The following is a 20,701-nucleotide window of genomic DNA, read 5'->3' as shown; positions in this document are numbered from 1 at the left end:
GACCGCCGGTGCGCCCACGGGCGCGCCGGCGGGACGATCGACCGGCACCCGGGCGGCCACCCATTCGGTTGGCCGTCCGGGTGGTCGTAGGAGATCCGACTGACTTCCGGGTGACCGGGGGGAGGACCCGGGCCCGACCGTCGACGACAATAGGAGGAACGACCGTCCGCGAGTGCGGGTCGACCACCGGCACTCCGTACGCCCCCGCCGCACCCCAAGAGGACCTGTTTGATGGACGCGACCGACGTCGCCCGGCCACGCCCCGTCGGGGTGGCAGATCTCGCGCGGATCCCCCTGCGCCGCTGGCGTACCGTGCTCGCCGCGGTGGGACTGCTGCTGCTGTTGGTCGTCGCCTACCTCGTCTTCATTCCGGCCGTCTACACCGCGACGACCGTGGTCGTGGTCCGGCCGGTGGTGACCGACCCGTTCTCGTTGCCCGCCGGGGGTGCCGACCGCGCGGTCAACATGACCGCCGAGACCGGCATCGCCACCAGTAACGACGTCATCGACAAGGTGGCCCAGATCACCGGCCGGGACGTCGAGGAGGTGGCCAACGCGCTGAAGGTGGAGACCCCGGTCGGCGGTCAGCTTCTGCGTTTCACCTACGCCGGGCAGAGCGAGCAGGGGGCGGTCGCGGGTGCCAACGGGGCGGCCGACACGTACCTCAGCCTCCGCAAGGGGATGTACGAGGACCAGCGGGCCGCCGTGCTCAAGTCGTACGACGACACCATCTCACTGGTCACCACGCAGCGGGCCAGCACCCAGCGGCAGCTGCCGGACGAGGGCTCGAACACCGGCCCCCGGACCAGCGCCCTGCTCGACCAGATCCGGGCCCTCAACGACCAGCTGGCCCAGCTCGCCGAGCAGCGCTCCAAGATCGCCTCAGCGGACCTGAGCCCCGGTTCGGTCACCAGCGCGGCCCGTGCGCCGGTCCCCTCGAACCGGGACTCGGCCCCGATCTTCGTCCTGGCCGGACTGCTCGGTGGGGTGCTGGTCGGCACGCTGCTGGCCTTCGTCCGGGAGGCGATGGACCGCCGGGTGCGCTCGGCCAACGAGGCTTCCGAGATCATCGGCGCGCCGCTGCTCGGCACGGTGCGGCGGAGCAAGGGCGACGCCGCCACCTCCGAGATGCGCTACCTCGTCCTGGCGCTGAACCAGTGGGTCGAACGGCCGAAACCGGTTCCGCTGGTGGTGCTCTCCAGCGACGAGGACGAGGGCCGCGCCCAGGTGAGCGCGGGGCTCGCCGCCGCCCTGGCCGAGGCCGGGCACGAGGTGCGGCTCGGCAGCTCCCCGGAGAGCCTGGAGCAGATCCGGCCGGTCCTGCTCGCCGCCCAGCGGCGCGTCCCCCCGGCGGTCGCGGCCACCCGTACGCCAATCGCCAACACCCTTGTCACACCGGCGACGAAACCCGCCGTCGAGATCGCTCCGAAGCCGCGGGTCACCGAGGGCGTCAACCCGCCCCGGTCGATGGACGACACCGTGCAGATCTCGGCGGTGCGCTCGCCCCGTCCGGCCCCCGCGACCGGTGCCACCAGTGGGCCCGGCACCGCCGGCGGACCCGGCACCACCAGCCGGCCCGACGACACCGTGCAGATCACGCCGGTGCGCTCGGCCCGGCCGGCGGCCGGCGCCCCGGCGGGTGGCAGCCCCGACGACACGATGGTGATCTCCCCGGTCCGCAAGCCCCGGCCCGGCCCGGGGCCGGAGGCCAAGAACGGTGCCGTGTACCGGTCCGGCACCACGAACGAACCACCGAAGCCGTCCACGCCGGCGGCGTCCGCCTCGGCCAGCGTCCCGGTCACCCCCGTCACCCCGGTCGCCGACGACGACCGGACGGTCCGCATCGGCACCGGCCTCGTCCGGCTCATCCGTGACCTCGACTCCGGTGACGACCGGGGACTGGTGCTGCTCGACGCCCCGGCCGCCACCCGCGACGACCGTGGGGTGCGGATCGCCCGGGCCGGCTTCGCGGTGCTGGTCACCGCCCGGGACCGGACCCGGACGGCCCACCTCGGCCGGGTGGTCGAGCGGCTTCGCGCCGCCGGGGTCAACCCGGTCGGCTTCGTGTTGACGAGGGATGGACGTGACTGAGCTGGCACCGACCGACCAGACGTACCCGCGGGTGACCGCGGTGATCGCCACCCGGGACCGTCCCGGCCTGCTGGAGCGGGCCGTCCAGGCGGTCCTGGACCAGGACTACCCGGGCGAGATCGAGTGCGTGGTGGTCTACGACCACTGCGACATCCGGCCGCTGGAGGTCCGGGTGCCGGAGCGTGGGCGCACCCTGGGGTACGTCAACAACACCCACCGGCAGGGCCTGCCCGGCGGGCGCAACACCGGCGCGGACGTGGCGACCGGCGAGCTGATCGCCTTCTGCGACGACGACGACCTCTGGCTTCCCGCCCGGCTGAGCCGGCAGGTCGAGTTGCTGCGGGCGCGGCCCGACGCGGCGGCGGCGAGCTGCGGCATCCGGTTGCAGGGTCCGGGAATCGCCAAGGAACGCCAGCTCGACACCGGCGAGGTCACGCTGGACGACTTCCTCGCCGACCGGGTGATGGAGGTGCACTCCAGCACGATGCTGGTCCGGCGCTCCACCTGGGACGCGATCGGCCCGGTCGACGAGGAGATCCCCGGCGGCTACGGCGAGGACTACGAGTGGCTGCTCCGGGTCGCCGCCCACGGGCCGGTGGTGATCGTCCCCGAGGTGCTGGTGGTGGTCGACTGGCACGGCGGGTCCTTCTTCTTCGGGCGCTGGGCGGTCATCGTCGAGGCGTCCCGCTACCTGCTCGCCAAGCACCCCGAGCTGGCCCGTAGCCGGACCGGCCTGGCCCGGATCCACGGCCAGATCGCCTTCGCGCTGGCCTCCGGGCACCGCCGGGGGGAGGCGTTGCGTGAGCTGGCCCGGGTGGTCCGGCTCAACCCGGCCGAGAAGCGGGTCCTGGTGACGCTGCCGGTGGCGTTGGGTCTGGTCTCCGGTGAACGGCTGCTGAGCCTGGCGCAGCGGCGGGGGCGGGGTGTCTGACCGTACCGACCGGGCCGCCGACGGGGGAGAGGTCCGGCGCGGCACCCGCAACGGGGCGGTCGGGCTGGTCGGAGCGGCCGTCAACGGTCTGCTCGGCTTCGTGTTGACCCTGGTGATCGTGCGGGGCTTCGGCCCGGCCGGTTCCGGGGCGATCTTCACCGCGATCGGTGTCGTCACGATCGTGGGTGTGCTCTGCTGCGCGGGCGCGGACACCGCCCTGGTCTGGGCGCTGCCCCGACGGCGGCTGGGCGGCCGGGGCGACGCCGCCCGGCTGCTCCCGGTGGCGTTGGTGCCCACCCTGCTCGGGTCGACCGTGGTCGCCGTGGTCGGGCTGGCCCTGGTCGGACCGCTCGCCCCGGTGTTGTTCGACGGCCCCGGCGGCGACGGGCCGGCGCTGCTGCGGCTGGCGTTCGTCACCCTGCCGCTGACCGTGGCGATGACCATGCTGGTCGCGGCGGTCCGCGCGGTCCGTCCGGTGACCGCCGTGGTCGCCGTCCAGTACGTTCTGGTGCCGCTGGCCCGGCCCCTGCTGGTGGCGGCGGCGGTGGTCGGTGGCGCCGGGGTGGTGCTGGGCTTCGGCGGCTGGCTCCTGCCGGCCGCCCTGGCCGTGCTGGCCTGCGCGCTGATGCTGGTCGGCCCGCTCGGGCTGACCTCGGGGGCGGTGCTGCGTCCGGAGCGCGCCGACTGGCGGTCGTTCTGGGGTTTCGCGTTGCCCCGGGCCGCGTCGGCGACCATCGACGCGAGCAGCATGTGGCTCAGCGTGCTGCTCACCTCGGCGCTGGCCGGGCAGGCGGACGCCGGTGTGCTCGGCGGGGTCGGCCGGTACGTGCTCGCCGGGCTGCTGGTCATGCAGGGGCTACGGGTGGCGGTCGCGCCGCAGCTGTCCCGCCTGCTCGGGCAGGGCCGAACGGTCGAGGCGGCCGAGGTCTACCGCCGGACCACCATGATGATCATCGTGCTCTCCTGGCCGGCGTACCTCGTGCTCGGCTTCTTCGCCCCGGGCTTCCTGAGCCTGTTCGGGGCGGAGTTCGGCGCGGGCGCGACCGCGATGACCGTGCTGGCCGGCGCGATGATGGTCAATTCCGGGGTCGGCATCGTGCAGACCATGCTGCTGATGAGTGGCAACAGCGGCCGGCACCTGATGGCGGCGGCGACCGGCCTGGTGCTCAACGTCGGTCTCGCCCTGGTCCTGGTGCCCCGGCACGGCGTGCTCGGCGCGGCGGTCGCCTGGACGGTCGGGATCGTGGCGGAGAACCTGCTCGCCGCCCGCGCCGCCCGGACCGCGATCGGTCAGCCGCTGCTCACCGGCACGCTGTTGAAGGCCGGCGCGGTGGCCGGCGCGGGCACGTTGGCGGTGGCCGCCCTCGGCGCGACGGTGGCCGGCCGGGGCGTCGCCGGGCTGGCGCTGACCGTGGTGCTGCTGGTGGCCGGGTGCGCGCTGCTGCTGCTCGACCGGCGGGTCCGGCGGGTGGTGCGGGCGGCTGCGGCGACGCTGCGGCCGGCACCCCGGGACCGGCAGGACGAGGGTTCACCCGACCGGACGGCGGTGGCCGGGGCCGGCGGAACGAGAGGTGTGCGATGACGATCCGGGACCGGGCCAAGAGCGTGCTGCCCACGGGGGTACGGACGAAGGTGCGTGGCTCGCTGGTGCGCTACGGCGAGTGGACCAGCGAGCAGCGTCCGTTGCCGGACTTCCTGATCACCGGGACGAAGCGGGGCGGGACCACCTCGCTCTGGCGGTACCTGCTGGAGCACCCGCTGGTGCCCCGGCTCTTCCCGGCGTGGAACACCAAGACCTCGCACTACTTCGAGGAGAACTGGGGTCGGGGCGAGACGTGGTACCGCTCGCACTTCCCGACCGAACGGCAGCGCCGGGCCCTGGAACGCAGGCACGGCGGACCGACCCGGGTGGGCGAGGCCGCGCCGCTGTACATGTTCCACCCGCTCGCCCCGCAGCGGGTCGCCGACCTGCTGCCCTCGGTACGGCTGATCTTCCTGCTCCGCGATCCGGTGGAGCGGGCGTACTCGCACTGGAAGGAACGGCGCACCGAGGGCAAGGAGCCGCTGGAGTTCGCCGAGGCGCTGGCCCGGGAGGAGGAGCGGACGGCCGGCGAGCGGGAGCGGCTGGTCGCGGACCCGACGTACTTCAGCGAGGCGTACGACTGGTACACCTACCGGGCCCGGGGGCGCTACCTGGAGCACCTCGAACCCTGGCTGTCCCGGTTCGACCGGGAGCAGATGCTCTTCCTGCCCAGCGAGACGCTGTACCGGGAGCCGGCCGAAACGTACGCCCGGGTGCTGGACTTCCTCGGCCTGCCGCCGCACCAGCTCGCCCGGTTCGAGGTGTTCAACGACCGCCGCAGCAGTGCGATGGACGCCGGCCTGCGGGCGGAGTTGGCCGCGCACTTCGCGCCGCACAACGACGCGCTCGCCGCGCGGCTGGGCATGGAGTTCGACTGGTCGCGTCCGTGACGGTGGGGTAGGGACAGGCACGGCGCGCCGCAGCCGCAAAACGGACATAGCCCTTTAAATTGGGCGAATGTCTCGTCGTTTGGTCGTGGTCGTCACCGTCGTGCTGACCATGGTGCTTCCCGTCGTCCTGCCCCAGCCGGCGCGGTCCGCGCCGGCCGGGGCCGCTCCGTCCACACCGGCCGGCTCCGACCGGCCCGCCGTCCGCGTCGCCGGCCCGCCCGTGTCCGGGGCGCTGCGGTGAACGACTTCGCGCTCGCCGCCACGCCCGGGTCGGCGACCGTCACCGCCGGCCACCCGGCCCGGTTCACCGTCGCCACCACGGTCACCGCCGGCTCGTCCGAGCCGATCACCCTGCGGGTCGCCGACCTGCCCGCCGGGACCACCGCCGAGTTCGCCCCGCCCGTCGTCACCGCCGGCGCGTCGGCCGAGCTGACCCTGCACACCTCGATCTCCACCCGCGCCGGCACCTTCACCCTGACCGTCGAGGGCCGGGGCTCCTCGGTGACCCGTCAGGTCGAGGTGCGGCTGGTCGTCCGCGCCGCGCCGGTCGTCCGGGCCGCCTTCTACTACCCGTGGTTCCCCGAGGCGTGGAAGCAGCAGGGGCTGGACCCGTTCACCAACTACCGGCCCGCCCGGGGGTTCTACCCGGTCGACGAGGCCACGGTCCGGGAACAGGTCGCCGAGATGCGCCAGGGCTGGATCACCCTCGGGATCGCCTCCTGGTTCGGCCGGGGCACCACCACCGACCGGCACTGGCCGGCGATCATGGCCGGCGCGCGGAACACCGGCTTCGCCTGGGCCCCCTACTACGAGCCGGAGGGCGTCACCGGGGTGGACGTCGAGCGGATCGTCGAGGACCTGCACTACCTGCGGATCACCTACGGCGGCGCGCGGTCCCCGCTGGCCGTCCTGCCCGGCCGGGGCATGGTGGTCTTCGTCTACAACGCCAACGACCTCACCACCGCGCGGGGCTGCGCCACGGTGGAGCGCTGGAACCAGGTCCGGGACCTGCTGGCCCAGCGGTACGGCGAGAGCGTCTACGTCAACCTGAAGGTGTTCCCCGGGTTCCGCACCTGCCCCGGCGCCCCCGGGATCGACGGGTGGCACCAGTACGGTCCGGCGCGCGCCGAGAGCGACTTCAGCGCGGCCCCCGGTGAGGGCACGTACACCGTCTCGCCCGGCTTCTGGAAGGCCGGACTGGCGTACGGGCAGGAGCCCTTCCTCGCCCGCGACCGGGACCGCTGGCGGGCCGGTCTGGCCCGGATGAACGCCTCCGGGGCGCGGTGGCAACTGGTGACCACCTGGAACGAGTGGGGTGAGGGCACCGCGATCGAGGCGTCCGTCGGGTGTCGCGCCCCGGCTCCGGCGGGAACCTGGTGCGACTGGCGTGGCGACGGGGTCTCCGACCTGGTCGCGGACCTGCGGGACCTGCCGCCCCCCGGCGCGCCCGCCGCGCCACCCGCTGCCGTGCCCCCGTCGGCCCGGCGTCCCGCCGACCCGCCGCCGGAGTCGGTCCGTCCGCCCGCCGGCCCCGCCGATCCGCCGTCAGCCGATCCGTCGGGCCGGTGACCCGAGCGTGACGCGGGCCGTGCTCGACTGACCGTCCCGCACCGCCGACCGGGCGCATTTTCCCGGCTGTTCCGGCGGTGCCCGACAGTCGGTCGAACTGACGAAAAAGCCGCTGCCAACGAGAATGGGACTCGCATCTGGAAATTCCATCACATTGCCCCGCCGGCTCCGCTGGCTAATTGTTTCCGCTGGTCGCGACAATCTGATCTTCATAGCGCTTGAGCTGGGGAAACGATCAGATGAACGTGAACGCGTCGCGACGGAAAACGCCTGCCCTCATGTCGCGTTGTCGACTGTTCCGACAATGGACGCGCCCGGTTCACCGCTCGTACGCTTCCGCTGCCCGGGCCATCAACCGGCGGATGAGGCGCAGTCGCGTCGGCGGTGACGATTTCTTCGAAAGAGAATTCCTCACATGCTGCCCGTCGGTCGGACGAATGGCTCGATCAGCGTTCGGTTCGACCGTGAGGGGTTGGCATGACCAGAGCCGTACTCGGCCCGGCCACCAGTCAGACGCCGGACGGTTCCGCGGCGGTGCCGCAGGACCTCGGGACACCCGGGGGTGACCGGCCACCCCGGCTCAGCGTCGTGGTGCCCACCCGCGACGAGGCGGAGAACGTGTCCCTGCTGATCGACCGGCTCGTCCCACTGGTCGCTCCGCTCGACGCGGAGATCCTCGTGGTCGACGACAGCGACGACGACACCCCCGCCGTGCTCGCCCGCGCCGCGCTCGACGCCCCACTGCCGGTCCGCCTGCTGCACCGCCCCACGCACGCGCGCACCGGCGGCCTCAGCGGGGCGGTGCTGCTCGGGGCCGGGCACGCCCGGGGCGACTGGATCCTGGTCATGGACGCCGACCTCCAGCACCCGCCGACGACCGCCGCGATGCTCGCCGCCGTGGCCATGCGCCACGACGTGGACGTGGTGATCGGCACCCGGTACGCCGGCAACGGCTCCCGGGAGGGACTGGACGGCCCGGCGCGGGAGGTCACCTCGTCCTGGGCGACCCGGCTGGTCAAGAGCCTCTTCCCGCGCCGGCTGGCCACCGTCAGCGACCCGATGAGCGGCCTGTTCGCCGTCCGCCGCGACGCGCTCCGGCTGGACCGGATGAACCCGGTCGGCTTCAAGGTCCTGCTGGAACTACTGGTCCGCCACCCGGCGGCGCGGGTCGCCGAGGTCGCCTACGAGATGGCGGCCCGGCACGCCGGCCAGTCCAAGGCCTCGCTGCGGGAGGGGATGACCTTCCTGCGCCACCTGTTCCGGCTGCGGGGGCAGCGGCTGATCGGCCAGATCCGCACCGGCCCCCGTGCCCTGCGGGAGCGCCTGCGCGAACTGGGCCGGCTGGTCGCCTTCGGCCTGGTCGGGCTCTCCGGCATGGTGGTCAACACCGCCGTCCTCTGGTTCTGCTACGAACCCGCCCAGCTGCACCACCTGCTCGGCGCGGCGGTCGCCACCCAGGTCTCCACCTCGTGGAACTTCCTCCTGGTCGACAACCTGATCTACCGCCGCACCCGCCGGGCCGGAACGCCCGGCCGTGCCGTCCGCTTCTTCCTGCTCAACAACGTCCTGCTGCTGCTGCGCCTGCCGGTGCTCCAGGCACTGGTCTGGGCGGGGGTCGGGGTGCTCGCCGCCAACGCGGTCACCCTGGGCGCGCTCTTCCTGCTCCGGTTCCTGGTCAACGACCGGGTGATCTACACCGCCGACGAGCGGGGCCGTCGCGACCCGGTACGGATGCTGGTCGCCGTCGACGGGACGGAGACGGTGCCCACCCCGTCGCGCCGCCGCTACCAGTACCTCAAGTACCGCTACGACGTCGCCGGGGTGGTCACCATCGGCTCCCAGATCCGCCTGCCCGAGCTGGAGTTCTTCCGCGCGCAGTGGGTCGCCGGGGCCGACGTGGACATCGCCGTCCGGGTCGCCGACGTGGGCGGACGCGGCCCGCAGCGACGCGCGGCGATGACCCAGTACGCCGAGCAGTCGGTGCTGCGCTACGAGGAACAGCTCGGTCGGCTGGGCGCGAACTTCCGGATCCAGCTCGGATCGCCGATCGACATCCACGTCGGCCCGCTGCTGGCCCGTTCCCCGCACGTGGTCTACACCAACGTGATCGAGGCGCTGCTCCGCTTCGTGATGGTGTCCCGGGGACACATGCTGCTGCACTCCGCCTGCGTCACCCTCGACGGCGTCGGGGTGATGCTCTCGGCGCTCACCGACACCGGCAAGACCGCCACCGTGCTGCGGCTGCTGCGCGACCACGGTGGACTCTTCCTCTCCGACGACATGACGATCGTCCGGCCGGACGGCGTCGCGCTCTGCTTCCCCAAACCGCTGACCATCAGCGCGCACACGTTGCGCGCGGTGCAGGCCCAGGACCTCACCCCGCAGGAGTGGCGGCGACTCCAGATCCAGAGCCGGCTGCACTCCAAGGGCGGCCGGTCGCTGGCGCTGGCCCTGGCCCGCTTCAACCTGCCGATCATGGGCATCAACGCGCTCACCCAACTGCTCGTCCCGCCGCCCAAGTACAGCGTCGACCGCCTGGTGCCGTGCCGGATGGGCACCAGCACCCGGGTGGAGGAGCTCTTCGTCATCGAGCGGGGCGCGCCCGGGATCAGCGATCTCGACCCCACGGAAACCCTGGAACGGATGATCGACAACACCGACGACGCGTACGGCTTCCCGCCGTTCCGCTACCTCGCCCCCTCCATCACCATCGACGGGCAGGGCTACACCCAGCTCCGGGAACGGGAGCGGGAGATCCTCGCCGCGTTCCTCTCCACCGTGCGCGGCCGGGTCGTCTCCTCGGACTGCTTCGGGTGGGCCGACGAGATCCCCCGCCTGCTCCGCGAGGAGCGGGGCGAGGTCCGCCGGGCCGCCGTACCGTCGCCGGTGTGGCCCCGGTGGGACGCCCACCTGGCCGGTGCCGGGGGCGCCGTGTGAGCGCCACCGGCACCTCTCCGACGACCCCACCCGGGCAGCGGGTCGGAACGCTGCCGGCCCCACGCGCCGGCGCCGACCCGGCCGGCGTGGACCGACCGGCTCCCCGGCACCGTGCGGCCGTGCTCGGTGCGCTCACCGCGATCGCCGCGCTCGCCGCCGTCGTCCGGGCCTGGCAGCTCGACGCGCTGGGATTCAACAGCGACGAGGCCGTGTACGCCGGGCAGGCCGCGTCGCTGGCCGGCAACCCCCGGTACGCCGACCTCTTCCCCGTCTTCCGCGCCCACCCGATGCTCTTCCAGGCGCTGCTGTCGCCGTTCTTCCGGGCCGGCGAGGCGGACGTCGCCGGACGGGTGGTGGTGGTCGTCCTCGGCGTCGCCACCGTGCTCGCGGTCTATCCGCTCGGCGCGCGCCTCTACGGCCGGCGGGTCGGGCTGATCGCCGCGCTCCTGCTGGCGGTCATGCCGTACCACGTGGTGGTCACCCGGCAGGTCCTCCTCGACGGGCCGATGGTCCTCTTCGCGACGCTGACCCTCCACTGCCTGGTCCGGTTCGTCCAGACGCAGCGCCTGGCCTGGTATCTCGCGACCGCCGCGATGCTCGGCCTGACCATGCTCACCAAGGAGACCAGCGTCGTCCTCGCCGGCGGCGTCTACGCCTTCCTCGCGTTGACCCCGATGGTGCGCCGGCCGATCCGGGCCACGCTGGTCGCGCTGCCGGTGCTCGCCGCGATCTTCGCGGTGCACCCGCTCTCCCAGGCCCTCGCCGGGCGCAGCAGCACCGGCCGCAACTACCTGGTCTGGCAGCTCTTCCGCCGCCCGAACCACCCGATGGACTTCTACCTGGACAACGTCCCGACGGCGGTCGGGCCACTCGTGCTGGTGGCGGCGCTCGGCGGGCTCTGGTGGGCACGCCGACGCCGGTCCTGGCGGGAGACCCTGCTGCTGTCCTGGATCGCGGTGCCCGTGGTGTTCTTCCAGCTCTGGCCGGTCAAGGGCTTCCAGTACCTGCTCCCCGTCGCGGTGCCGGTGGTGCTGCTCGCCGCCCGTGCCCTGGTGACGCTGCCGGTGCCCACCCGACTGCCCACGTTGCGGGCCTGGCCCCGACGCGCCCGCCCGGCGACTCCGGCCGAGCAGCCGGCCGCCGGGGTCGCCCGCCTGGTTCCGGCGGTCCGGCTGGCGGCCGTCGCCGTGGTCGCGGTCAGCCTCCTCTGGCCCGCCTGGAACACGGTCAACCACGCCGGGCGGACCACCTTCCTCGCCGGCTCCGGCGGGGTGCCCGGTGGCCGGGAGGCCGGCCGCTGGCTGGCGGCCAACACCCCGGAGGGATCGGCCGTCCTGACCGTCGGTCCGTCGATGGCGAACATCGTCCGTTACTACGGCAGCCGACAGAGCTACGGCTTGTCCGTGAGCCCGAATCCCCTGCACCGCAACCCGTCCTACACGCCGCTGCAGAACCCGGACGCGTCGATGCGCGCCAACGACCTGCACTACGTCGTCTGGGACTCGTTCTCCGCCCGGCGCTCGACGTACTTCTCCGAGCGGCTGCTGACCCTGGTCCGCCGGTACCACGGCCGGGTGGTGCACACCGAGTACGTCGACGGCCCCGACCGGACCCCGGTTCCCGTGATCATCATCTACGAGGTGCGCCCGTGACCGACCCCAACCGTCCCCGAGCCCGCCGCGGCTGTCTCCGCCGGCCCCTCGGCGCGGCACTCGCCCTCCTGCTCGCCGCCGCCGTGCCGCTCGCCGCCGTACCGGCCGGCGCCGCGCCCACCGGCGCTCCCGTCGGGGCCGCCCCGGCCCGGCCGGCGGTGGCCGCCCCGCCCGGCCCCGCGACCACCACGCCGATCCGGCACTTCGTCTACCTCATGCAGGAGAACCACACCTTCGACAACTACTTCGGCACCCGGCCCGGGGTGGACGGCATCCCGGAGGGCGTCTGCATGCCGGTCAAGCGGGGCCAGCCCGAGCCCTGCGTCAAGCCGTTCCACATCGGCGACCGGGGCGCGATCGACCTGGACCACTCGGCCGAGGCGTTCCGTACCCAGTACAACGGCGGGAAGATGGACGGCTTCGTCGAGGGGGTGAGCAAGCAGGGCAAGGACGGCACCATGGCGATGGCCTACTACGACGACCGGGAGATGCCCTACTACTGGAACGTCGCCGACGAGTACGTCATCTTCGACCGCTTCTTCAGCTCGTCGAACTCGGGCAGCATCCGCAACCACATGTTCCGGGTCACCGGTGGGCCCGGCGCGTACGGCGAGGCGGAGACCATCCCGGCGACCGGGTGGGGCGACATCCCCACCATCTTCGACCGGCTGGAGGCGGCCGGGATCTCCTGGAAGTTCTACGTGCAGAACTACGACCCGACGATCACCTTCCGGACCCGCACCGCCGAGGAGGAGATCGACCGGGGTGCGCAGGTGATCTGGGTGCCGCTGCTGGCGTACGCCCGCTACATCGACGACCCGAAGCTGTCCAGCAAGATCGTCGACCTGGACGAGTACTACGAGGACGCCGCGAAGGGCGAGCTGCCGGCGGTGGCGTTCGTCGCCCCGGCCGGCAACAGCGAACACCCGCCGGGCAACATCCGGGCCGGGCAGACCCTGGTCCGCTCGCTGCTGACCCAGCTCATGCGCTCCCCGGCCTGGGACTCCTCGGCGTTCTTCTGGTCCTACGACGACTGGGGCGGCTGGTACGACCACGTCACCCCGCCCCAGGTCGACAAGTACGGCTACGGCTTCCGGGTGCCCGCCCTGATGGTCAGCCCGTACGCCCGCCGGGGCCACGTCGAGTCCACCACCCTCGACTTCGCCTCGGTGCTCAAGTTCATCCAGGCCAACTGGGGGCTGGCGCCCCTGGCCGACCGGGACCGGAAGGCGGCGAACTTCCTCGGCGCGTTCGACTTCGAGTCGCCGCCCCGCCCGGCGGTGCTGCTCGACGCGGAACGGAACCCGCCAGCGGTCCACCGGCCCCGGCCGGAACCGGTCTACGCCTCGTACGCCGTCGCGGTGGCCCTGGTCGGGGCGCTGGTCGCCACGGCGGCGCTGCGGGGACGGAGGTCACGATGACCCCGTTCCGTCGTCTGCTCCTGCCGCTGGCCGTGGTGGCGACCGTGCTGACGCTCACCCCGGCCGCCGCCGCGGCCGACGGTCCCGCCTCCCGCCGGCCGGGCGTCCTGCGTATGCAGACCGTGCCGCCGCTGGCCGGCGTCCAGGTCACCGTCGACGGCACCACCGTGCGTTCCGACAGCCACGGACGGATCGCCGTGCGGGTGCGGAACTTCCTCGGCCTCGAAGACCGGATCAAGGTTGCTGCGGCGGCGGTCAGCCCCGACCGGAGGGTGGTCTTCGACCGCTTCCGGGGCAGCCCGGACGCCGGGGTGCGCCGGGTCGTCGAGGTCGGGCTGCGCACCGTCCGCCGGGTCTCGTGGAGCTTCGTCGAGCGGCTCGGCACCCCGGTTCCGGTCGAGCGGATCACCACGATGCGGCTGCGCAGCAGCACCGGGGAGATCCACCAGCTCAGCGGGGCGGACCTGGGCAAACCCCGCTGGGTCGCCGAGAGCCGTACCCAGCAGGGGCCGCTCGGGCTGGCGTCGAAGCAGCTCTACTACGTGGTGGACAGCGTCGTGGTGGACGGCACCTCGGTGGTCAACCGGGCCGCGCAGCGGTTCGTGCCGTGGGATCGGCAGGAGTGGGTCATCGAGCTGCTGTTCTTCAAGGTCACGTTCAGTGCGACGGACATGATCTTCAGCCGGCAGGCCGGCGACGGCGTGGTGCTGACCCGGGCGGACGGCCGGGTCGAACGCCTCGGGTTCGCCGCCGACGGCACGGTGCTCGTCCCCGACCTGCCCCGGGGCACCTACGAGGTGAAGGTCGCCGGTGGCGGCGTCTCCTTCGGACGCCCGGTCAGCATCAGCCGCGACCAGCAGGTGGTGCTCAGCGTGATCAGCCCGCTCGACCTGAGCCTGGTGGTCCTCGGCGTGCTGGCCGTGGCGCTCGGCCTGATCCTGGTCGGCCGACCGCACCTGTTCCGGCTGCTCGTCCGGCCGCGCCGCCCCTCCTGGCTCCGGCCGCCCGGCTCCCGACGTACGACGGCCCCCGGCGCGGACGCCCCGGAGCAGCCGGTCCCCGCCCCGACGGCGGCCGGTCCGGCCTCACCCGACCAACCGGTCCCCGTCCCGTCGGCACCGGGAGCGGGCGCGTCCGACCAGCCGGTCCCCGTCCCGGCGACGTCCGGTTCCACGCCCGACCAGCCGGTCTCCACTCCGACGGCACCGGCGGCCCGCCCGCCGGTGGCGGACGGCGTGGCAGCCGGGGCACCGACGGGTGCGGCCCGGCGAACCGACGGCCGTCGCGGCGCGGCCGTCGCGGTCGCGGCGCTGCTGACGCTGCTCGCCCCGCTGCCGGTCGCCGACCGGCCGGCCTCCGCCGACACCCCGGCGCGGACGGCCCCCGCCGGGACGCCGGACACCGCGCTCCCGTGGACCGCCGTCCCACCTCCGGTGGCCGCTGCCGCCCCGGCCCCCTCGGCGTCGTCCGCCCCGGTGCCGGTGCTCGCCTACTACTACATCTGGTTCAATCCGACCTCCTGGAACCGGGCCAAGACCGACTACCCGCTGCTCGGGCGGTACTCCAGCGACGACACGGAGATCCTGCGCCGGCACGTCCGGATGGCCAAGGCCGCCGGCATCGACGGGTTCCTGGTCTCCTGGAAGCACACCCCGCAGCTCGACGCCCGACTCGCCGCGCTGGTCGACGTCGCCCGGCGGGAGAACTTCAAGCTCGGCATCGTCTACCAGGGGCTCGACTTCGCCCGTGACCCGCTGCCGCTGGCGACGGTCCGCGCGGACCTGGGGCACTTCGCCGACCGGTACGCCACCGAGCCGGTGTTCGACATCTTCGACCGGCCGGTGGTCGTCTGGACGGGCAGCGAGAAGTTCACCGCCGAGCAGATCGACGACACGGTCGGGGAGGCCCGGCGTCGCCTGCTCGTGCTCGGCAACGCCAAGAACGTCGACACCGTGGCCGACACCCGGGGCGTGCTGGACGGCCAGGCCTACTACTGGTCCTCCGGCGACCCGGTCGAGGAGAAGACCGACCGGAAACTGGCCGCCATGTCGGAGGCGGTCAAGCGCACCGGCGGACTCTGGATCGCCCCGGTCGCGCCCGGCTTCGACGCCCGCATGATCGGCGGCCGGCGGGACGTGGACCGGCGCGACGGCGAAACGCTGCGCGCCTCGTTCGCCGCCGCCCGCCGCTCCGCACCGGACGCCCTCGGGGTGATCAGCTGGAACGAGTTCAGCGAGAACACCCACATCGAGCCGAGCGAGCGGCACGGCGAGACGTACCTGGAGGTCCTCGCCGACCTGCTCGGCCGCGCCGTCGACCACGACGTGCTGTTGGAGAGCCACGCCACCTCCGACGAGAAGCCGTGGGGGCTGCCCGCCTGGGCGGCGCTGCTCTCCACCGTCGCGGTGGCGGCCGTACCGCCCCTCTGGCTGGTGTACCGCCGACGCCGGGCCCCGTCCGCGGTCACCCCACCGACCCAGCGGGGCGCCGCCCCGCAGGTGGATCCAGTGGACCTCTGAGGCCTCGTCGCGGGCGTCTTGCCGACGCCCGCGACGAGGCCGCCGGGGCCGGTGAGGAGAACAGCGATGATGCGGACGACACGTGGCCGGCTGGTCCGGTCGACGGTGGTGCTGCTGGTGGCGGTCGCCATGACGGTCTGCGGACCCGTCAACCCGGCAGCCGCCGCGATACCCCACGTCCCGCCCCCGGCTCCCCCCGACCCGACATCGGCCCCGGCCAGCGTCCCGGTCACACCCGTGGCCGACGCCTGGGTGGACAGTATGGACCCGGCGACCAACCACGGCACCGGCAGCCTGAAGGTGGACGGCCTGCCCGTCGCGGTGGCGTACCTCCGCTTCGACGCGCAGGGGGTCGACCCCGAACCCTCCGCGCTGCTCCGCTTCCACGTCGAGACGTCCAGCAGCACCGGCGTGGAGGTCCGCGCGGTCGGTGACGAGCCGTGGCAGGAGACGACCCTGACGTACCACGACGCGCCGCCGCTCGGTGCCGTGGTCGGCAGCAGCGGCCCGGTCTCCGCCGGCACGTGGGTCTCGGTGGACGTGTCGGCGCTGGTCACCGGCGACGGGCCGGTCACGGTGGCACTGACCACCGGCAACGACACCGGCGTACGGATCACCAGCCGGGAGGGGACGGCGAAGCCGGAGCTGCTGGTGCCGGCGCCCCCCAACCCGTCGCCCTACCTGGTCACCCGGACCGGGGCGGTCACCTACGAGGCCGTCTCCCAGGTCACCGGGCAGAGCTACCGGGGCAGTCTCAAGTCGGTGGTGGAGAGCGCGGTCAGCCAGCTCGACGGCCGGGGCGGCGGCACGGTTGCCTTCGGGCCCGGCACGTTCGACCTGGGCGGGGAGTTCTTCAAGCTCGTCCGGATCGACGACATCACCTTCGCCGGGGCGGGCATGGACCTGACCCTCATCCGGAACCACGGCACCGCCGGCGCCGACACCGAACCGTTCAACACCAAGGGAGCGGTCCGGATGGTCGTCCGGGACCTCACCGTCTCGGCCGGCGGCGCTCCCCGGTCCACCAGTGACGCCCTCGACTTCGACGACGGGGTGGACGTCCTGGTCGAGCGGGTCCGGGTGGCCGCCGCCCGGGGCCGGGGCATCGTCTTCGACGGCAAGAACCAGGGCTGGAGCTCCACCGGGAACACCGTGCGGGACTGCGTGGTCACCGGCACCACCAGCGACGGGATCGAACTGCTCGCGTCGAGCCGGAACACGGTCACCGGCTGCGAGATCAGCCACGTCGGCGGGCACGGGATCCAGATCAACCGCGCCTCCGCAGACGCCGACCAGCCGAACAAGACCTCCGACCGGAACCTGGTGACCGGCAACGTCGTCGACCAGGCCGGCCAGGACGGGATCAACGTCGACGGGGGCACCGCCAACCAGATCATGAACAACCGGGTCACCAACAGCGCCGACGACACGGCCGGTCGGGACGGCATCCGGCTGACCAGCCCCACCGGGGTCGGCTGCGCCGAGAACGTCGTCGCCGGCAACCTGGCCACCGACGACCAGGCGGTCCGGACCCAGCGCTTCGGGCTGCACATCGCCACCAGCCGGTGCGTCGCCACCGTGGTCGGACCGGGTAACGACTTCACCGGCAACCTCTCCGGCGGCATCCGCGACGCCGGCACCGACACCGTCTACCAGTGACCGACGGGAGGACGCCCCGACGCCCGGGGCGTCCTCCCGCCCGTCCCCCGGCGTTCCCGCACCTGCGATGCATCTAGCACAGCGACTGGCCCCGGCTGCGAAAGACGCGATCTGATACGCGCAGGGGTTGCTGTCCGCTCGGCCCGGTGCCCACCGCCCCGCGCCTCCCCGCACCGTCCATGACGGCCGGTGCCGTGGACCGATCAGCCCATGTACACAGTGGAGTGACCTTGTCACCGTGATTCAGTGCTCTATGACGACGATCTCACGAACCGGTACGGCCGCTGCCGATGACGAGAACCCTGCAGCACGCCGCCGCGGCCGTGCTGGTCGCGCTGCTGTCCGCGCTCGTCACGGCCGCGCCGGCGGCCGCCGAGGCGCCGACCCCGCAGGCCACCTCGAAGAGCGACGTGGAGCGGCTGGTGGTGGTCCACTACGACCCGAAGACCGGGAAGCTGAGATACACCCGGGTGGCGCCCTCCGGCGACCCGACCGAGGTCAACGTCTCCGACATGCGGATCGACCCAGCCTGCGCCTTCGACTACTACTGGTACCCGAACCGAAACATCCGGATCAGCCTGCTGCGACAGGGTTGCGCGACCCTGCTCCCCGGGAAGGGCACCGCCGAGGAGCAGGAGGCACAGCGACTGGCGCCGAAGCCGAGCGTCTCTGCGTCGGCCGATCCCGCGGGCCCGGGCGAGACACCGTCGGACACCTGGCCGAAGGTCCGGGCCTGGCTGGCGGACAACGGGCTGGACGCGCTCGGCGTGGTGCTCGCCATAGGGTTCGGCATCACCGGGTTCCGCTGGTACATCTCCCGCCGTGACAACCGCAAGGTCCGGGTGCTGCTCGCCGGGGCGCCCAGCGCCGGCAAGTCCGGCCTGTGGCGGGCGCTGAAGGACGGCACCGCACCGTCCGGCCTGACGCCGTCGGTCGGCAAGAGCACGCCGGCGAAGCTCGACCCGATCCCGTTCGGCCCCTACACCCTCTATCCGGCGGTCACCGACACCGCCGGCTCCGAGCCGTGGCTGGTCCTCGACGAGATGGGGATCCGGCGAAGCCGGAAGAGGCAGAAACTGGTGCTCGTCGTGGTCGCGTCACCCGTCTCCGGCAACAACCGGGTGAGCACGCCGGGCGAGTTCGACGACGCGTTCATCGAGCGGCAGCAGGGCTACATGAGCCTGCCGCGCGGCATCATCGGGTCCGCCGACAAGCACCGACGGCCCGACCTGGTGATCTTCTTCGTCAGCAAGTTCGACCTGGTGAGCGCGGTGGCGCCGGCCGATTCCACGGCGACCGGCGCCCGGCAGAAGGTGACCGCGGCGTTCCGCGAGCACGCCAAGCTGCTGGATTCGGTGTGCCGGGACAGGGGAGTGCCGTACCAGTTCGTGATCGGCAGCGCCACCGAGGGTTGGGGCATCGACACGATCACCAAGAAGCTGCAGGGGGTGATCAAGCTGTGAGTGGCTTCCGGGCGGCGCGCGCGCTTGTCTACGGCTTCAGCGGGGCCGCGCAGTTCCAGATCGTGGCCGGGGACACCACCGGGACCGACCCGGGCCTGCTCGCACAGACCCGGGCGGCGGCCGCCGCGGCCGCCGACGACGCCACCGCGACCCGGTTCCCGGCCGGGCGCTCCGGCCGTCGCGGGCGGCTGTCCTGGTTCGCGGTCGCCGTCCCGACGAGCGCGATGGAGGCGCTGTCCGGCCGGGACGGCCTCGCGGTGTCCTTCGTGATCGTCAGCCGGGGTCTACGCCTGCCGCCCACTGATTTCTTCCGGGACGCCCTCGCCGCGCTGGAGAGCGGCCTGCGGCGGGCCGTCCCCGGCGTTCGGGGGCTGCGCGACAGCACGCAACTGCTGGCCTCGGCGCTGCAGCGCGACGACGGCGGGGACGCGGTCGCCGGGGCGCTCGCGGCGTACACCGACCAGGTCAACCACCTGCTGGACGCCGTGACCGGCACGCGCCGGGTCGCCGGGCCGGACGGCGAGGTGGTCACCCGGGCGGACCCGCTGCCGTACGAGGTGCTGGCGACCCTGGTCGAAGGTGCCCGGACGGCCCGGCGGGCGCAGCAGTGCCTGGTGGCGTACCTCGGTGATCCGGTCCCGGTCCGGGCCACGGCGCGCGCGCACCGCCTCGTCGGCGACCTGGTGGTCCTGTCGCAGGACGTGCCCTGACGCCCCGCCGCCCCGGTGCGCGCCGGGGCGGCGGGACTCCGGGGTCAGGTGAGCAGATCGATGCAGTCGAAGGCGACGCCCGGGCTCGGGTAGGTGTCGCCGGTGGAGCCGCTGACCAGGGCCAGCTTGAGGACGTTCCACTGGCTGACGTCGGTCTGGCAGGCCGACGCGGGGGCCGTGCAGGTCAGCGGCATGCCGCTCTGCCCCACCCCGCCGCACTCGGCCCGAAGCCGGCGGTGACCGACGGTTGCCGGGGTAGCGTCGGATCATGCGCTACGTTCCGGTGGACACCCCCAAGCCCGTTTCCAAGATCGGCCTCGGTACCTGGCAGTTCGGCTCGAAGGAGTGGGGCTACGGCCCGGAGTACGAGCAGCGGGCCGCCCAGATCGTCCGACGGGCGCTGGACCTCGGGGTCACCCTCTTCGACACCGCCGAGGTGTACGGCTTCGGCCGCAGCGAGCGGATCCTCGGCGCGGCGCTCGGCGACGACCGGCCGAAGGCCGTGGTGGCGAGCAAGGTGCTCCCGGTGCTCCCGATCGCCCCGGTGGTGCAGCAGCGGGCGGTCGCCTCGGCGGCCCGGCTCGGCGTGCACCAGATCGACCTCTATCAGGTCCACCAGGCCAACCCGGTGGTCGGCGACCACACCACCATGCGCGGCATGCGCGCGTTGCAGGACGTCGGCCTGGTCGGCGAGGTGGGGGTGAGCAACTACAGCCTCCGCCGGTGGCAGTTCGCCGAGATCGCCCTCGGCCGGCGGGTGCTGAGCAACCAGGTCCGCTACAGCCTCGTCGACCGGGGCCCGGAGAGCGACCTGCTGCCGTACGCCGAGCGGACCGGCCGGATCGTGATGGCGTACAGCCCGCTCGCCCAGGGCTTCCTCTCCGGCCGGTACGACGCGGCGAACCCGCCCGCCGGAGCGGTCCGGAAGGCGAACCCTTACTTCCTGCCGGAGAACCTGGAACGGGGTGCCGCGCTCATCGGCACGCTGCGCGAGGTGGCCGACGCGCACGACGCCACGCCCAGCCAGATCGCCCTCGCCTACCTGCTGCACCACCCGAACGTGGTGGCCATCCCCGGCGCGTCCAGCGTCGAGCAGATGGAACGCAACGCCGCCGCCGCCGAGATCGACCTCACCGACGGCGAGTACGACGCCCTGCTCACCGCCGCCCGTGGCTTCCAGCCGATCACCGGCCTGGCCGCCCTGCCCCGCCTCCTCCGCGCCCGCACCACCCGCTGAGACGTTCGCCGGGGGCTGCTGGGGTGTTTGCAGGGGCCCC

General features: G+C 73.2%; 15 protein-coding genes. 14 read left to right on the top strand and 1 reads right to left on the bottom strand.

Features of this window, described 5'->3' with window-relative positions; all coding sequences use genetic code 11:
- The first annotated feature begins 231 nt into the window (after window positions 1-231).
- From QSK20_RS07845 to QSK20_RS07785, 13 genes are all read left to right on the top strand, one after another.
- Window positions 232-2,091 (top strand): hypothetical protein, encoded by a 1,860-nt coding sequence (locus QSK20_RS07845; protein WP_285787902.1) that lies wholly within the window; start codon window positions 232-234, stop codon window positions 2,089-2,091.
- Window positions 2,084-3,022 (top strand): glycosyltransferase family 2 protein, encoded by a 939-nt coding sequence (locus tag QSK20_RS07840; RefSeq protein WP_285787901.1) that lies wholly within the window; start codon window positions 2,084-2,086, stop codon window positions 3,020-3,022. Before QSK20_RS07845 ends, QSK20_RS07840 begins: the two co-directional genes overlap by 8 nt.
- Window positions 3,015-4,604 (top strand): lipopolysaccharide biosynthesis protein, encoded by a 1,590-nt coding sequence (locus QSK20_RS07835; RefSeq protein ID WP_285787900.1) that lies wholly within the window; start codon window positions 3,015-3,017, stop codon window positions 4,602-4,604. Before QSK20_RS07840 ends, QSK20_RS07835 begins: the two co-directional genes overlap by 8 nt.
- Window positions 4,601-5,494: a sulfotransferase domain-containing protein gene (locus QSK20_RS07830; RefSeq protein WP_285787899.1), complete on the top strand. Its 894-nt coding sequence runs from the start codon at window positions 4,601-4,603 to the stop codon at window positions 5,492-5,494. The genes QSK20_RS07835 and QSK20_RS07830 overlap by 4 nt, the downstream gene beginning before the upstream one ends.
- A 67-nt stretch (window positions 5,495-5,561) precedes the next feature.
- Window positions 5,562-5,735: a hypothetical protein gene (locus QSK20_RS07825; protein WP_285787898.1), complete on the top strand. Its 174-nt coding sequence runs from the start codon at window positions 5,562-5,564 to the stop codon at window positions 5,733-5,735.
- On the top strand, window positions 5,732-7,063 hold the full coding sequence (locus tag QSK20_RS07820) for a glycoside hydrolase family 71/99 protein (RefSeq protein ID WP_285787897.1): 1,332 nt from the start codon (window positions 5,732-5,734) through the stop codon (window positions 7,061-7,063). Before QSK20_RS07825 ends, QSK20_RS07820 begins: the two co-directional genes overlap by 4 nt.
- Window positions 7,064-7,540: 477 nt before the next feature.
- A complete protein-coding gene (locus QSK20_RS07815) occupies window positions 7,541-10,000 on the top strand; it encodes a glycosyltransferase (protein WP_285787896.1) in 2,460 nt (819 codons plus the stop codon).
- A 119-nt stretch (window positions 10,001-10,119) separates the two neighbouring features.
- Window positions 10,120-11,652 (top strand): glycosyltransferase family 39 protein, encoded by a 1,533-nt coding sequence (locus QSK20_RS07810; protein ID WP_285787895.1) that lies wholly within the window; start codon window positions 10,120-10,122, stop codon window positions 11,650-11,652.
- Entirely contained in the window at window positions 11,649-13,073 is a 1,425-nt protein-coding gene (locus QSK20_RS07805) for an alkaline phosphatase family protein (protein WP_285787894.1), read from the top strand. Before QSK20_RS07810 ends, QSK20_RS07805 begins: the two co-directional genes overlap by 4 nt.
- Window positions 13,070-15,592 carry an endo-1,3-alpha-glucanase family glycosylhydrolase gene (locus QSK20_RS07800; protein ID WP_285787893.1) on the top strand — a complete coding sequence of 841 codons (2,523 nt, stop codon included), beginning with the start codon at window positions 13,070-13,072 and terminating at the stop codon, window positions 15,590-15,592. The genes QSK20_RS07805 and QSK20_RS07800 overlap by 4 nt, the downstream gene beginning before the upstream one ends.
- Before the next feature lie 66 nt (window positions 15,593-15,658).
- Complete coding sequence (locus QSK20_RS07795) at window positions 15,659-17,251, top strand: right-handed parallel beta-helix repeat-containing protein (RefSeq protein WP_285787892.1); 1,593 nt, start codon at window positions 15,659-15,661, stop codon at window positions 17,249-17,251.
- Between the two features lie 290 nt (window positions 17,252-17,541).
- Window positions 17,542-18,714 carry a GTPase domain-containing protein gene (locus tag QSK20_RS07790; RefSeq protein ID WP_285787891.1) on the top strand — a complete coding sequence of 391 codons (1,173 nt, stop codon included), beginning with the start codon at window positions 17,542-17,544 and terminating at the stop codon, window positions 18,712-18,714.
- Entirely contained in the window at window positions 18,711-19,424 is a 714-nt protein-coding gene (locus tag QSK20_RS07785; RefSeq protein ID WP_285787890.1) for a hypothetical protein, read from the top strand. Before QSK20_RS07790 ends, QSK20_RS07785 begins: the two co-directional genes overlap by 4 nt.
- Window positions 19,425-19,468: 44 nt before the next feature.
- Here QSK20_RS07785 and QSK20_RS07780 read toward each other — a convergent pair whose 3' ends face one another.
- Entirely contained in the window at window positions 19,469-19,618 is a 150-nt protein-coding gene (locus QSK20_RS07780; RefSeq protein ID WP_285787889.1) for a hypothetical protein, read from the bottom strand.
- 74 nt (window positions 19,619-19,692) lie between these two features.
- On the opposite strand from QSK20_RS07780, the gene QSK20_RS07775 reads away from it, so the two are divergent.
- Window positions 19,693-20,661, top strand: a complete 969-nt coding sequence (locus QSK20_RS07775; protein WP_285787888.1) for an aldo/keto reductase — start codon at window positions 19,693-19,695, stop codon at window positions 20,659-20,661.
- The last annotated feature ends 40 nt before the right edge of the window (window positions 20,662-20,701 follow it).

The organism is Micromonospora sp. NBRC 101691, assembly GCF_030269285.1.
GTDB classification, from domain to species: Bacteria; Actinomycetota; Actinomycetes; order Mycobacteriales; family Micromonosporaceae; genus Micromonospora; species Micromonospora echinospora.
This window is presented reverse-complemented; position numbering and strand designations above follow the sequence as displayed.